The organism is Dyella sp. 05T440, from assembly GCF_056395965.1.
In genome coordinates this window covers 92,494-106,496 of record NZ_JBFTKN010000009.1, presented here as the reverse complement: position 1 = coordinate 106,496, position 14,003 = coordinate 92,494, and the positions used below count along the sequence as shown (strand labels likewise).

The 14,003-nt window shown below is 65.1% G+C and carries 13 protein-coding genes; 6 read left to right on the top strand and 7 right to left on the bottom strand.

Annotated features, from left to right (window positions below; genetic code table 11):
* Positions 1–3: 3 nt before the first annotated feature.
* Positions 4–1,071: a phosphotransferase family protein gene (locus AC1DE1_RS13255; protein WP_477176254.1), complete on the bottom strand. Its 1,068-nt coding sequence runs from the start codon at positions 1,069–1,071 to the stop codon at positions 4–6.
* Positions 1,068–2,297, bottom strand: a complete 1,230-nt coding sequence (locus tag AC1DE1_RS13250; protein WP_477176253.1) for an acyl-CoA dehydrogenase family protein — start codon at positions 2,295–2,297, stop codon at positions 1,068–1,070. Before AC1DE1_RS13250 ends, AC1DE1_RS13255 begins: the two co-directional genes overlap by 4 nt.
* A 102-nt stretch (positions 2,298–2,399) precedes the next feature.
* On the opposite strand from AC1DE1_RS13250, the gene AC1DE1_RS13245 reads away from it, so the two are divergent.
* The 3 genes from AC1DE1_RS13245 to prmC all read left to right on the top strand — a co-directional run bounded on the left by AC1DE1_RS13245 (position 2,400) and on the right by prmC (position 6,060).
* Entirely contained in the window at positions 2,400–3,317 is a 918-nt protein-coding gene (locus tag AC1DE1_RS13245; RefSeq protein ID WP_477176252.1) for a LysR family transcriptional regulator, read from the top strand.
* A 135-nt stretch (positions 3,318–3,452) separates the two neighbouring features.
* On the top strand, positions 3,453–5,129 hold the full coding sequence (locus AC1DE1_RS13240) for an FAD-dependent oxidoreductase (RefSeq protein ID WP_477176251.1): 1,677 nt from the start codon (positions 3,453–3,455) through the stop codon (positions 5,127–5,129).
* A gap of 106 nt (positions 5,130–5,235) precedes the next feature.
* Positions 5,236–6,060, top strand: coding sequence for a peptide chain release factor N(5)-glutamine methyltransferase (gene prmC, locus AC1DE1_RS13235; protein WP_477176250.1), 825 nt, complete (start codon positions 5,236–5,238; stop codon positions 6,058–6,060).
* A gap of 66 nt (positions 6,061–6,126) precedes the next feature.
* Here the strand turns inward: prmC and dxs are convergent, their stop codons facing one another.
* On the bottom strand, positions 6,127–8,016 hold the full coding sequence (dxs, locus tag AC1DE1_RS13230; protein ID WP_441603104.1) for a 1-deoxy-D-xylulose-5-phosphate synthase: 1,890 nt from the start codon (positions 8,014–8,016) through the stop codon (positions 6,127–6,129).
* Positions 8,017–8,146: 130 nt separating this feature from the next.
* On the opposite strand from dxs, the gene AC1DE1_RS13225 reads away from it, so the two are divergent.
* Entirely contained in the window at positions 8,147–8,569 is a 423-nt protein-coding gene (locus tag AC1DE1_RS13225; RefSeq protein WP_441603103.1) for a low affinity iron permease family protein, read from the top strand.
* On the opposite strand, the gene AC1DE1_RS13220 is transcribed toward AC1DE1_RS13225, so the two are convergent.
* Complete coding sequence (locus tag AC1DE1_RS13220) at positions 8,566–9,168, bottom strand: HNH endonuclease (protein WP_046971024.1); 603 nt, start codon at positions 9,166–9,168, stop codon at positions 8,566–8,568. The two genes, AC1DE1_RS13225 and AC1DE1_RS13220, sit on opposite strands and share 4 nt — an antisense overlap.
* A 252-nt stretch (positions 9,169–9,420) precedes the next feature.
* On the opposite strand from AC1DE1_RS13220, the gene AC1DE1_RS13215 reads away from it, so the two are divergent.
* Both AC1DE1_RS13215 and AC1DE1_RS13210 read left to right on the top strand, forming a co-directional pair.
* On the top strand, positions 9,421–10,188 hold the full coding sequence (locus AC1DE1_RS13215; protein WP_441603102.1) for a SapC family protein: 768 nt from the start codon (positions 9,421–9,423) through the stop codon (positions 10,186–10,188).
* 188 nt (positions 10,189–10,376) lie between these two features.
* Positions 10,377–10,778: an ester cyclase gene (locus tag AC1DE1_RS13210; protein ID WP_441603101.1), complete on the top strand. Its 402-nt coding sequence runs from the start codon at positions 10,377–10,379 to the stop codon at positions 10,776–10,778.
* A gap of 9 nt (positions 10,779–10,787) precedes the next feature.
* On the opposite strand, the gene AC1DE1_RS13205 is transcribed toward AC1DE1_RS13210, so the two are convergent.
* From AC1DE1_RS13205 to AC1DE1_RS13195, 3 genes are all read right to left on the bottom strand, one after another.
* Positions 10,788–11,495 carry a DUF899 family protein gene (locus tag AC1DE1_RS13205; RefSeq protein ID WP_441603100.1) on the bottom strand — a complete coding sequence of 236 codons (708 nt, stop codon included), beginning with the start codon at positions 11,493–11,495 and terminating at the stop codon, positions 10,788–10,790.
* A 57-nt stretch (positions 11,496–11,552) separates the two neighbouring features.
* On the bottom strand, positions 11,553–12,026 hold the full coding sequence (locus AC1DE1_RS13200; protein WP_477176249.1) for a GNAT family N-acetyltransferase: 474 nt from the start codon (positions 12,024–12,026) through the stop codon (positions 11,553–11,555).
* Positions 12,027–12,201: 175 nt separating this feature from the next.
* The gene (locus AC1DE1_RS13195) at positions 12,202–13,977 is read right to left on the bottom strand and encodes an acyl-CoA dehydrogenase C-terminal domain-containing protein (protein ID WP_477176248.1); all 1,776 of its coding nucleotides are present in this window, start codon (positions 13,975–13,977) and stop codon (positions 12,202–12,204) included.
* Positions 13,978–14,003 lie beyond the last annotated feature (26 nt).

Below are 14,003 nucleotides of genomic sequence, written 5' to 3'. Positions count from 1 at the left end.
GCGTCAGCCCTTCGCCGCCATGATGCGGCGGCAGCGCATGCCCATATAGCGCGCCGCGTCGCCAAAGCCGGCGAACTGCGGGTTGGTGGTCTGCCCCAGCGCATAGCGCCGGTAGATCTGCTGGATGATGACCATCAGCCGGAACAGGCCGAAAACCTCGTAGAAGCGCCAGTCCGACACATCCATGCCCGTGCGTTCGCCGTAGTAGGCGACCACTTCGCGGCGCGTGAGCATGCCGGCTTCGTGGGTGGGCTGGCGGCGGAACGATTGAAACACCGCGTCGTCGTCGGCCTGTACCCAATAGGCGAGCGAGCTGCCCAGGTCCATCAACGGATCGCCGATGGTGGCCAGTTCCCAATCCAGCACGCCGATGATGGCTAGCGGGTTGTCGCTGGCGAGCACCACGTTGTCGAAGCGGAAATCGTTGTGGACCACGCAGCTTGCGTTGTCATGCGCGGGTTGTTGGGCATCGAGCCAGGCGATGACGTCCTCGCAAGGATCGGAGCCTTCAGTGGCCGCCTGGCGCCAGCGTTCGCTCCAACCAGCAAGCTGGCGTGCAATATAGCCCTCGCCCTTGCCGAGCTCCTTGAGGCCGGGTTGGGTGGCATCCACCTGATGCAGTTCGATCAGGCGATCGATGAAGCCCAGGCACAGCGCACGCACGCCGTCGCGATCGAGTCCGAGTTCGGCGGGCAGGTCGCGGCGAAGTATCGTTCCGCTCAGCCGCTCCATCACGTAGAAATCCTGGCCGATCACGCTGTCGTCGTCGCAACGCGCGAGGATGGCCGGCACATAGGGATAGCTGGCTTTCAGCGCGCCCATCACGCGCGCCTCGCGTAGCATGTCGTGCGCGGATTTTGCCTTGGCGCCGCGCGGCGGACGGCGCAGCACGAGTTCGCGATCGGGGTAGCTCAGCAGATAAGTGAGATTGGAGGCGCCACCCGGAAATTGCCTGACGCTGGGGCTGCCAACCAGGCCATCGATCTGTTGCTTGAGAAACGCATCGACGCGGGCGATATCGAAGGCGTCTTCCTCGCGCACGGTGCGCGCCTGATCCGGAGTGGCGGTCATGCGAGGTTTCCTGCAGCGAGTTGGGCCTTGGCTTCGATCTTGGCGACCACGGCGCGATGCACTTCATCCGGACCGTCCGCAAGTCGCAGCACGCGTGCATAGGCGTAGAGCTGGGCGAGCGGGAAATCGTCGGTAAGGCCGGCGCCACCGTGGATCTGGATGGCGGCATCAGCCGCCTGTTGGGCCACCGCCGGCACCACCACCTTGATCTGCGAGATCAGGCTTAGCGCCGCCTTGCTGCCTTGCGTGTCCAGAATCCATGCGGTCTTCAGCGTGAGCAGTCGCGCCTGTTCAATGGCCATGCGCAGGTTGGCCACGATATCCGCATTGCCGCCAAGCTTGATCAGCGGCTGCCCGAAGGCCACACGCGATTGCGCGCGTTGGCATAGCAGCGATAGCGCGCGCTCTGCGGCGCCGAGCGCACGCATGCAGTGATGCACGCGACCGGGCCCCAGGCGCCCCTGTGCGATTTCGAAGCCTCGACCGGGCCCGAGTATCACGTTGCTCAGCGGCAGTCGCACATGGGCGAAGTGCAGTTCGCCGTGGCCGCTGGGCTCGTGGTAGTCGTGGAAGACCGGCAACATGCGTTCGATGTGCACACCCGGCGCATCCAGCGGGCAGATCACCATGCTGTGGCGACGATGCGGCTCGGCCTGCGCATCGCTCAGGCCCATGAAGATCACGAAGCGGCAATGCGGATGGCCGAGGCCGGTGGTCCACCACTTGCGGCCGTTCAAGACGATTTCATCGCCTTCGAGGGTGGCGGTGGCGCGCATATTGGTGGCATCGGACGAAGCCACATCGGGTTCGGTCATCGCAAAGCCGGAGCGGATCTCGCCGCGCAGCAACGGTGCCAGCCATTGTTCGCGCTGCGAGGCAGACGCGTAGCGGTGCAGCACTTCCATATTGCCGCTGTCGGGCGCGTTGCAGTTGAACACCTCGGGCGCGATGAACGAGTGGCCCATGATTTCGGCGAGCGGCGCGTAGTCCAGATTGCTCAGGCCGGGGCCGTCTTCCAGGTCGGGCAGAAACAGGTTCCACAGGCCGGCGGCGCGCGCGCGCGACTTGAGCTGTTCCATCACCGGGGGCTGGCGCCACTGACGATAGTCGGCGCTGCCGGTGAGTTGCGCCATATAGACGGGCTCAGCGGGAAGCACCTCATCGCGCATGAAGCCTTGCAGGCGTTCGGTGAGTTCGCGGGTGCGTTCGGCGGGGGCGAAATCCATGGCTGTGCTCCTCAACTCTCAGGGAGCGTACGCCTTGGGCGGCCAATAATTGAAATGAATATACTTTATGGGTAGACATTAGCCATAAGAATGGGCCAGAGCATGGATCGTGACAGCCGTATCGACCTCAATCTGTTCCGCGTGCTTGACGCGATCTACACGCAAGGCGGCGTGAGCGCCGCAGCGCGCGTGCTGCACCTGACCCAGCCGGCGGTGACCCACGCCCTGCGTCGTCTGCGCGATCAACTGGGTGACCCGCTATTCGTACGGCAGGGCAATCGCCTGCTGCCCACCGACAAGGTGCGCGCGATGATGCCGGCCGTGCGGGGCCATCTCAAAGGCCTGATGGCCAGCGCCCACGCACAGCCCAGTTTCGACCCAGCGCGATTGCAGATGGAGTTCGTGATCGGCTTTCGCGACATCCTCGAATCGATTGCCTTGCCGAGACTGATGGACAGCATCGGCCGGGAGGCACCCGGTGTGCGCGTGGTGAGCCGGCGCGTGGCCGCCGATGAGGTGGAGCGCGAACTGAGCACCGGCGCACTGGATCTGGCGGTGGATCGCCCCTTGCGCGCTGGCGAGCATATTTCCCACCGACGCCTGCTCGATGAGACGCTCGTGGTGGTGATGCGTCGCGATCATCCGTTGTCGCGCTCGCTGCGCCGCGCGGACTATCTCGCCGCGCAGCATGTCACCGTCTCTCCGCTGGGCGAGGCAAGTGCGCTGGATACCTTGCTGGGCCAGAACGGGATGTTCCGTGAAGTGCGCATGGTGGCGCAGCACTACTTTTCGGCATGCCAGATCACGGCGGCCAGCGACCTGTTGCTGACCGTGCCCAAGGCGTACGCCGATCACCTCGCCGTGCTCCTGCCCATCGCCATGCAACCGCTGCCGGTGCGCATCAAGGCCATCCCGATCCTCGCCTACTGGCACGATTCCAAGGACAGCGACCAGGCGCATCGGTGGTTTCGTGAACGCCTCGTCAAGTCGATCACGGCCGCCATGCAGGCGTCGCCGTAATGACTTGCGAGCGACTTGGTTGCGGCGCAGGATGCAGGTAGCAGCGCCGCGCGGTCCCCGCCATACGCGCTGAAATAACCCAAGGACGAGCCTGGCAGCTGGCTGCCGGGCCGCCCCCACGACGAGGTGTCTTGCATGTCCGAGCAGTCGCCAGCACCCGAGGTCGTTTACGACCCGACCGATCCGATGAACCGCAAGGAGCAGATGTTTCCGCGGCTGGATCCATCCATGGTCCGGCGCATCGCAGCCTATGGTCGCGAGGAAAACGTAGCCGCCGGCACCATGCTGTTCCAGCGCGGTGAGCGCGGCGTGGATTTCTTCCTCGTGCTCGATGGCCTGGTCGAGATCCTCGATGTGGATCAGCACGGTCAGTCCAGCGTATTCACCATGTATGCGGCGCGCCAGTTCAGCGGCGAAATGAACATGTTCAACCGCCGCGCCGTGGTTGCATCGGCCCGCGTGGCGATGGACAGCCGCGTGCTGCGCGTTCACGCGGACGATTTCCGTCGCATGGTGGCCGCCGAAGCGGACATCAGCGAGATCATCATGCGTGCCTTCATTTTGCGGCGCGTAGGCCTGATCCGGGCCGGTTTCGGCGGCGTGATCCTGGTGGGGCCGGGGCATAGCGCCGATACCTTGCGGCTCGAACGCTTCCTGGTGCGCAACGGCTATCCGCATCGCCTGATCGATTCGGAGACCGACCCCGACGCGGGCGGTTTTATCGAGTGCTTCCAGCTCACGCTCGACCAGCTGCCGGTAGTGATCTGCCCGGAGCGTTGCTTCCTGCAGAACCCGACCACCGCCGAGCTGGCCGACGAACTTGGCCTTACCGAGACCATCGATCCCGATTTCGTCTACGACGTCGCTGTGGCCGGCGCGGGCCCCGCTGGTTTGGCTGCCGCCGTGTACGCCGCGTCGGAAGGTCTTTCCACCATCGTGGTGGAAGGGGTGGCACCGGGCGGCCAGGCCGGTACCTCGTCAAAGATCGAGAACTACCTGGGCTTTCCCACCGGCATTTCGGGACAGGCGTTGGCCGGTCGTGCGCAGGCGCAGGCGCAGAAGTTCGGCGCCCGCCTGGCGATCTCGCGGCAGGCCGCAGGCATCGATTGTTCGGTGCATCCGTATCGCCTGTTGCTCGATGACGGCCAGAGCGTGCAGGCACGCGCGGTGATCGTGGCCACCGGCGCGCGCTATCGCAAACTCGATGTGCCGGGCTATGAGCATTTCGAGGGTGCAGGCATCCATTACGCCTGCACCGCGATGGAAGGGCAGCTGTGCAAGAACGAGGAGGTCATCGTCGTCGGTGGCGGTAATTCCGCCGGACAGGCCGCGGTATTCCTCTCGCGCATCGCCTCGCACGTGCACGTGCTGGTGCGCTCGTCGGGCCTGGCCGCCACCATGTCCGACTATCTGGTGCAGCGCATCCTGCAGTCTGCGTCGATCACCCTGCATACGCATTGCGAGATCGTCGGGCTCGAAGGGGAGGGTCGTCTCCATCGCGTGACCTGGCAGCAGCGCGAGACGGGCGAGTCCACGACGCGCCCTTGCAGCAATGTGTTTGTGATGATCGGCGCCGAGCCCAACACCGACTGGCTCAAGGATTGCCTGGCGCTCGACAGCAAGGGCTTCGTGCTTACGGGTCGTTGCGACCAGGGCCACATCCTTGAGTCGCCGTACGCGACGACCAAGGCCGGCATCTTCGCCGTAGGCGACGTGCGCTCGGGGTCGGTGAAGCGGGTGGCCTCTGGCGTGGGCGAAGGCTCGGTGGTGATCCAGGCGGTGCATCGCTACCTTTCGCCCAGCGCGGTCTGACGCAGCGCGGATTGGCTCTACACTGTGGCTTCCTCCTTGTCGGAAGCAGTCATGTCGGCCTGGTCGCTCGTTAGTCATTTCCCTGCATGCGACCGGAGCAGTCACCGTGGCTGACGTGCGCGCGATCGTCGCCGATGCCGCCGATGTGCTCGGCGAGCGACTGGAAGCCGAGTTGTTGCTGCTGCACGTGCTCGGCAAGCCTCGCAGCTGGCTGATCGCGCATGCCGACGACGAGCTCGACGAGGCCCAAATCAAGGCGTTCGACACGCTGGTGCAGCGTCGCCGCGATGGCGAACCAGTGGCCTATATCACGGGTCATCGTGGATTCTGGACCTTGAACCTGGAAGTCACGCCGGCCACGCTGATTCCGCGGCCGGAAACGGAGTTGCTGGTGGAGCTGGCGCTCGCGCGCATGACCGCCGCCGCGCGCGTGGCGGATCTGGGCACCGGCAGCGGTGCGATTGCCCTGGCCATCGCGCGTGAGTGCCCGACAGCCTCCGTGGTGGCGACAGATGCAAGTGCCGACGCGCTCGCCGTGGCAGCGCGCAACGCCACCAAGCACGGCATTGAGAACGTTCGTTTTGCACACGGCAACTGGCTGGCGGCGCTGGCGGACCAGCGCTTCGAACTGATCGTCTCCAATCCGCCGTACATCGAAGCGAGCGATCCACATCTCGCGCAAGGCGATCTGCGTTTCGAACCGTCGTCGGCGCTGGCTGCCGGGGCCGATGGCCTCGACGACATTCGCCAGATCGTGGCGCAGTCGCGCGACCATCTCGAGCCCGGCGGTGCGCTGTTGATGGAACACGGCTGGAACCAGGGGCCGGCGGTGCGCGAGGTGTTGTCCGCCGCGGGCTACCGCGATGTATTCACCGAGCAGGATCTGGAACAGCGCGATCGCGTCAGCGGCGGGATCTGGCCCGGAGCCTGATGGACGTCCAAATGAAAACGCCGCGCAGTGCGCGGCGTTTTCATCGAACTTTGGTGATCGAACCGATCAGGCCGTGACCTGGCTGCGCGAGCCCACCTGCGGAAAGCGGGCGCGGATCGCACGGCGGATGCTCGGCAGGTCGAGGCCAGCCATGGTCAGCACTTCTTCGCGGCTGCCGTGTTCCAGGTAGGCGTCCGGCAGGCCCAGGTGCAGGATCGGCTTGACGATGCCATGCGCGGCCAGGCACTCGGCCACGCCGCTGCCCGCACCGCCGGCAATCGCGTTGTCTTCCAGCGTCACGAACGCATCGTGGGTGCGCGCCAGTTCCAGGATCATCGCCTCGTCCAGCGGTTTGACGAAGCGCATGTTCACCAGAGTGGCGTCCATTTCGGCGGCAATCTCCGCCGCCGGCGCCAGCATCGCGCCGAAGCTGAGCAGTGCCAGCCCATGGCCGCGACGACGCAGTTCCGCCTTGCCGATCGGCAGCGTTTCCAGCTCCTGCTGCAGCGGCACACCCGGCCCCGTGCCACGCGGGTAACGGATCGCGGCCGGGCCGTGATACTGGAAGCCCGTGGTGAGCATCATGCGGCATTCGTTTTCGTCCGCCGGCGCCATCACCACCATATTCGGCAGGCAACGCAGGAACGACAGATCGAAGCTGCCCGAGTGCGTGGCGCCATCGGGGCCGACCACACCGGCGCGATCGATCGCGTAGGTCACGTCGAGGTTCTGGATCGACACGTCGTGGATGGCCTGGTCGAACGCACGCTGCAGGAAGGTGGAGTAGATCGCCACCACCGGCTTGGCGCCTTCGCAAGCCATGCCGGCGGCCAGCGTCACCGCGTGCTGCTCGGCAATCGCCACGTCGAAGTAGCGCTGCGGGTATTCCCTGGAAAAACGCACCAGGCCCGAGCCTTCGCGCATGGCGGGCGTGATGCCCAGCAGGCGCTCGTCGGCGGCGGCCATGTCGCACAGCCAGTCGCTGAAAATGTCGGTGTAAGAGGGCTTGGACGGGCCGGCTTTCTTGACCAGTCCCGCCTGCGGATCGAACGGACCCACGGCGTGGTATTCGATCTGCGCCTGTTCCGCCGGCGCGTAGCCCTTGCCCTTGGTGGTGATCACGTGCAGCAGCTGCGGGCCGGGCAGGTTCTTCACCGTGCGCAGCGCAGTAAGCAGCTGCGGGATGTTGTGGCCATCGATCGGGCCGGTGTAGTGGAAGCCCAGTTCCTCGAACAGCGTGCTGGGCACGAACATGCCCTTGGCGTGCTCTTCCCAGCGCTTGAAGAAGCGGCCAAAGAACGACTGCTTCGGAATCGCGCGCTTGGCCCGCTCGCGCAGCGCATTCAAGCGGCGACTGCTCATGGCGCGCGCAGCCATCTTGGTCAGCGCACCGACGTTCTCGCTGATCGACATGCCGTTGTCGTTGAACACGACCAGCATGTTCGGCTCCACGTCACCGCCGTGGTTAAGCGCTTCGAAGGCCATGCCGGCGGTCATCGCGCCATCGCCGATCACGGCGACGACCTTGCGCTGATCACCCTTGCGCTGCGCGGCGATGGCCATGCCCAGCGCTGCCGAGATGGAAGTGGACGAGTGGCCGACGCCGAAGGTGTCGTACTCGCTTTCCTCGCGACGCGGGAACGGAGCGAGGCCGTCCTTCTTCTTGATCGTGGTGATGCGGTCGCGACGACCGGTGAGAATCTTGTGCGGATAGCACTGGTGGCCGACGTCCCACACCAGGCGATCGTTCGGCGTGTCGAACACGTGGTGCAGCGCGACGGTCAGTTCCACCACGCCCAGGCCAGCGCCGAAATGGCCGCCAGAGCTCGCCACGGCTTCAATCAGGTATTGGCGCAGCTCGTCGGCGACGAGAGGCAGCTCGTCGTCGGACACTTTGCGCAGGTCGGCCGGCGTCTCGATGGGCGCCAGATGGGGGTAGCGGGACAGGTCGTTCATTGGCGTATTGTTGGCCCAGCGGGGAGGCGGGGCAAGGGCAGCCGGGTGAATTCTTGCGGGCTGCGCCTCCACACGGCGCTGACACGGCAGGGGCGAGGCTCCGGCGCAGTCATTCAGCCAGGGTCCTCCCATGAGCACACGCAAGGCTTTCCAGCGGTTCGCCGGATCCGTCGCCCATTATTCCGGTCGCCCGGTCACCTTTGTCCTGGCGGTGCTGGTGGTGGTGGCCTGGGCCGTCACCGGGCCGATGTTCGGCTTCGGCGACACCTGGCAACTGGTCATCAATACCGGCACCACCATCGTGACTTTTCTGATGGTGTTCCTGATCCAGAACACCCAAAACCGCGATTCGACCGCCGTGCAGATCAAGCTGGACGAACTGATCCGCAGCTCACAGGCGCACAACGCCTTGCTCAACCTGGAAGAGCTCGACGAGCAAACCCTCGACCGCATCCGGCGCAGCTACTGCCGGCTGGCCGAGCTGGCGCGCAATGAGCTGCAGCGCATCGAGGACGAGGACGACCCGTTCGAAGCCGAAAGCGAAACGCCTTAAACCATGTGCTCGCGACGATCGCGCGGCAGATGGTTGACCAGGAATTCCATCTGGTCGGCCAGGATGTTGCGGTTGGACAGAATCAGATGCTCCACCCAGCTCGGGCGGTAGGGCACCGCCAGCAGCGGCATGTTGGCCTGCTGCGGCGTGCGGTTGCTCTTGCGCAGGTTGCACGCAAGGCAGGCGCTGACCACGTTTTCCCAGCTGTCCTTGCCTTGCTTGGAAATCGGCAGCACATGATCGCGGGTCAGTTCGCCGCGGCTGTAGCGCTGGCCGCAATACATGCACAGATAGCGGTCGCGGGCGAACAGCGCGGTATTGGTGAGCGCCGGCGAGGGATCGATGGCGTGGTCGCGGCAGTGACCGGTACTGGCAATGATGGGATGCAAGGACAGCGTGCTCTGCAGCCCGCTGAGGCGGTTATGGCCGCCATGCACCGTCAGGCAGGGGTCGCCCAGCGTCCAGGCCACGGCGTCGCGAACATAGAGGCAAACGGCCTCCTGCCAGCTGATCCAGTCGAGAATTCTGCCGGCGGCGTCCAACGACAGCACGCGGGTCGAATGAAGATCGACAACGCGGCCAGGTACTTCCATCAGCATGCAAAACCGTCCTTCAACCCAGGGGAATGAACGTTCGGGTGCCGCAAAGATGCTCGTATGTGGCCGAGGATAGACCAAATCCATGACAGAACACACGCAAATGGTTGTCAGGGCAGGGGAAGGCATGCCCGACGGGTGTTCTCGTGTCGGCGGAAGCGCTGATATAGTGTCCGTTCATTTGTAGACCCGAGGCCGGGTTTGGGAGGGGGAGCCTGGGTGGCGACCCCGGCACGGCTGGGGAGAGGTATTAACGTGGCTGAAGTTCTTTTCTACGAGCGTCCTGTTCCGCTCAACCGCACTGAACACAAGGATCTGCGCATCAAGCCGATCCCCAACCTCAAGTTCGCGGGCTCCGTGCACTCGGTGCCGCTGACCGGCGTGGAATTTCCCGCAGCCGCGCGCGACCTGCCGATCCTGTTTGGCGGCGTGACCGTCGAAGACGCCGGCCCGATGGCCCTGCTGGGCCTGCGCGAGAACGAGAACCTGTTCATCAACGAACAGGGTCACTGGGTGCCCAACACCTATATCCCGGCCTTCATCCGCCGCTATCCGTTCGTGCTGGCCGAAAAGCCGGTGGGCGCCGAAGGCGACGACTTCACCGTGTTCCTCGACGAAGCCTACGAAGGCTTCAACACCACCGAGGGCGAAGTCCTGTTCAAGGACGACGGCAGCGAGAGCGAAGTGCTGAACAACGCCGTGCGTTTCCTCGGCGAGTTCCAGCAGCACGTGTCGCGCACGCAGTGGTTCATGGAGCAGCTGCGCAAGCACAAGCTGCTCGAGCCGCGCAACATCCGTCTGGAGAAGGATGGCAAGTCCATCAACCTCAACGGCTTGTTCGTGGTCAATGAAGAGAAGCTGCGCCAGCTCGACGAGCAGACCGCGCTCGAGTTCCTGCGTGAAGGCGTGTTCGGTTGGATCTATGCGCACCTGGTGTCGCTGGGCAATATCGACCGCGTGTCCCAGCGCCTCAGCGAGCGCGAGCAGGCCGAACTGGCTGCTTCCTCTGCGCTGAAGAACTGATGCAACTCGCGTCGCGGCGCCTGCGGGCGCCGCGACCTTGTCCGCGGCGTGCAAGGCGTTGCGGCTGAACTGTGCTTTATCCCGGCAAGGTCCGGCATCCTCACGCCATTCAAGCAGGGCCGGGCGATATGCTTGGGCCGAACGGGGCTGCGTGGCGCCGCCGACGCGATCCCCAGAACGGGGCGGGCATGTCCGAGCAGAACAAGCGCGTGGTGATGTCGTACGTCGACGCGTTCAACCGCGGCGACCTCGATGGCGTGTGCGCGTTGTTCGCGCCCGATGCCTTGATCCATGGCGCGCTGGGCTGGGGAGGCCTGGAGATGGCGCGCCCGGTGTGGGAGCAACTGATGCGCTGCTTCCAGATGAGCCTCGAAGTGGATGCGGTGGTGGCCGAAGGCGACACCGTGGTGGTGCGCTACACCGAGCGCGGTCGTTCGGTGCAATCGTTCCGCGGTGGCCCGGTCACCGGCAAGGATTACGAAGTGCTGGCGATGGAATGGTTCGTGGTGAAGGAAGGCCACATCGAGCGTCGGTGGGGCGTGCGTGACACGGCGTCGATGTTCGCGCAGATGAGCTTGCCTCCGCCGTGAGTATCGCCTTCAGACGCCATAGGTAAGGCTGGGCCGCCAGTCGGCGCCGCGTCCTTCGGGCAGGCAGTCGAGCAGGTTCCACAGCGGCCAGATCGCATCGACGTGACGCGGATCCTGCCCCGGCTCTGGCGTCACGAACATCAACTCGCTGCACCAGGTGTGATGCACCTGGCCATCGCGCCTGAGAAAAATATTGAGCGCGGGCATCTGCCTGCCATCGGCGCTTTCGCCGTGGTAGTCGGCGCTGTACGTGTTGTGCGCGGAGGACAGCAGATGCAGATGGCGCCAGCCGCGATCGCGCGCGAAATGGCGGATGCGCTGGATCGGCGACTTCGCTACCACTGCCACATTCACGCGCTGCCGAAGATGCGGCATCTCGCCGTCGAGCGCATCGAGTATCGACGAGCACGAGGGACAAGGCGCCGACATCGCCGGCCCGAACATGAAGCTGTAGATCGCCAGCGTGTCCTTGCCATCGGCAAACAGATCGGACAGGCGCGTCTGGCGTTCGATATCGGTATCGATCGGCGTGTCGCCTTCGTCGTCGAAGGCATAGTCCACCGGAACCGTGCCGCCCAGCGGCAGTGCACGGCGCAGCGCGGCGGTTGCTTCGGTCTGCCGCCTCAGCTCCATTTCCGCCCTCAGCAGGCGATCGCGGGCGACCCGATAGGCAGGGCTTTCGCCAGGGAATCGAACGGTGTGCAGTGTGTCGGTCATGACTGTCTCCCGTCGTGCGGTGACTGCCGGCATGGCGCCCTGGGCGCCGACCATCGCTCAACGCACGGGCTTGGCCAGGCGCAGCAGGTCGGCGGCGTAGCCTGCGTTTTCGTAGACGGCGCGCGCGCGTTCATTGCCGGGGAACACTGCCAGCGTCACTAGCTGGCAGCGATGTTCGCGAGCCCAGTTTTCGGCGTGATCGAGCAGTGCGCGTCCCACCCCGCGGCCTTCGTGCTGCGCGGCCACGGCAATATCCGAGATGTGGCAGTTGCTGCGGCCGGTGAAGTAGTCCTGCGTTTTCTGCAGGTGGATGAAGCCGACCGCCACGCCGTCGCTGTCTTCGGCCACAAACAAAAAGCTGTTGGCCGGCTGCTCATCCAGATGACGGCTGAGGTCTTTGCGGATGCCTTCGATGCACTCGTGCCGTCGCCGCCACGGCGGCAGGCTGAAGTCCACGAAACGGGGCACCAGGCCAAGGATAAAGTCGTCGTCGTCTTCGGCCAGACGGATCAGATAGCTGGTGTCGCTCATGCGGGAACAACCGGATTCGCGAAAGTAGAGCGTTTTCTACACCTACGGACGTCTAGACGGTAGTCCTGAAAATGTGAAGAGGCACTCGTGTGGTTCGCCGCCTGTCGCGCACAGGGTGCGCTCCCACACAAAGAAAAAGGCCCCTCCGTGATGGAGGGGCCTCGGGTGCATCACATCAGGCGATGGCGGGGATGGTGTCCACGCCGGCCTCGATGGCGGCCTTGTGGGTCAGGCTGCGCGGCAGGATGCGGGCGAAGTAGAAGGTCGCGTTGTCACGCTTGGCCTGCTTGAACGCTTCCTGCTGGCTGCTGTTGGCCAGCGCGGCGGCGCCGCGTGCCGACATATAGGCCAGCGTGATGTAGCCGGAGTAATACAGGTAATCCATCGCCGAGGCGCCCAGCTCTTCCGGGTTGGCCTGCACGCGCTGGGCGAGGGCCAGGGTGAGGTCGGCCCATTCCTTGGCGTGCTTGGCGAGCGGGCCGATCAGCCCGGCGAGCGAAGCATCCTGTGCGTGCTGCTGGCAGAACGCCAGGATCTCCTGCAGGAACAGCTTGAAGCCGGTGCCCTGCAGCTGGAGGATCTTTCGGCCCAGCAGGTCGGCGGCCTGGATGCCGGTGGTGCCTTCGTACAAGGTGATGATGCGGGCATCACGCACGAACTGCTCCACGCCGTTCTCGGCGATGTAGCCATGTCCGCCGTACACCTGCAGCGCTTCCTTGGTGCACTCCTGCGCGAGCTCGGTGACCACGCCCTTGGCGATCGGGATCAGGAAGGCGACCAGGTCGCTGGCCTGCTTGCGCGTGGCCTCGTCGGCGCCGCGGGCTTCCACGTCGGTCTGCAGCGAGGTGTACAGCAGCAGGGCGCGCGAGGCTTCCACCAGGGAGCGCTGGGTGAGCAGCATGCGGCGCACGTCCGGCTGCACCATCAGATTGTCGGCCGGCTTGTCCGGGAACTTCGGGCCGGACAGGGCGCGGCCCTGCAGGCGCTCGCGCGCGTAGTTGGTGCTGTTCTGCAGCGCGCGCTCGGACAGCGCCAAACCCTGCACGCCGACGCCCAGGCGTGCGGCATTCATCATGGTGAACATGGCGGCCAGGCCCTTGTGCGGCGCGCCGATCAGGAAACCTTCGGCGGCGTCGAAATTCATCACGCAGGTCGCCGAACCGCGCAGGCCCATCTTGTGCTCGATCGCGCCGGCCGCGACCGTGTTGCGCTCGCCCAGCGAGCCATCGGCATTCACCTTGAACTTGGGCACGATGAACATCGAAATGCCGCGGCTGCCGGCCGGTGCATCGGGCAGGCGGGCCAGCACGAGATGGACGATGTTCTGCGCCAGGTCATGCTCGCCGGCGCTGATGAAGATCTTGGTGCCGGTGATCTTGTAGCTGCCGTTGTCGCCGGGTTCGGCGCGGGTCTTGAGCAGGCCAAGATCCGAGCCGGCCTGGGGCTCGGTCAGGCACATGGTGCCGGTCCAGCGGCCTTCGACGATCGGCTTGAGGTAGGTGTCCTGCTGATCCTGGGTGCCGTGCATTTCCATCGCATGGCAGGCGCCTTCGGACAGCAGCGGGTACAGGCTCCACGCCAGGTTGCCGCCCTGGAAGATCTCGCTGGTGGCGGTGCCCATCACATTGGGCAGGCCCTGGCCGCCGAAGCGTTCGGCCTGGATCAGGCCGGTCCAGCCGCCTTCGGCAAACGCCTTGAAGGCTTCCTTGAAACCCTTCGGCGTGGTCACGGTGTGGGTGGCCTTGTCGAAGTGGCAGCCTTCCTCATCGCCGCTGGCGTTGTACGGCGCCAGCACCGCTTCGCTCAGGCGACCGGCTTCCTCCAGCACGGCGTCCAGCAGATCGCGCGTGTGACCCTCGCCGCCCTCCAGCTTGGTGAGCACGGCTTCGGCGCCGAGCACGTCAAAGAGGGTGTAGCGCTGGTCGTCGAGAGGGGCCTTGTAGATCGTCATGGCAGAGTTCCTTCGTGGGTCATGCA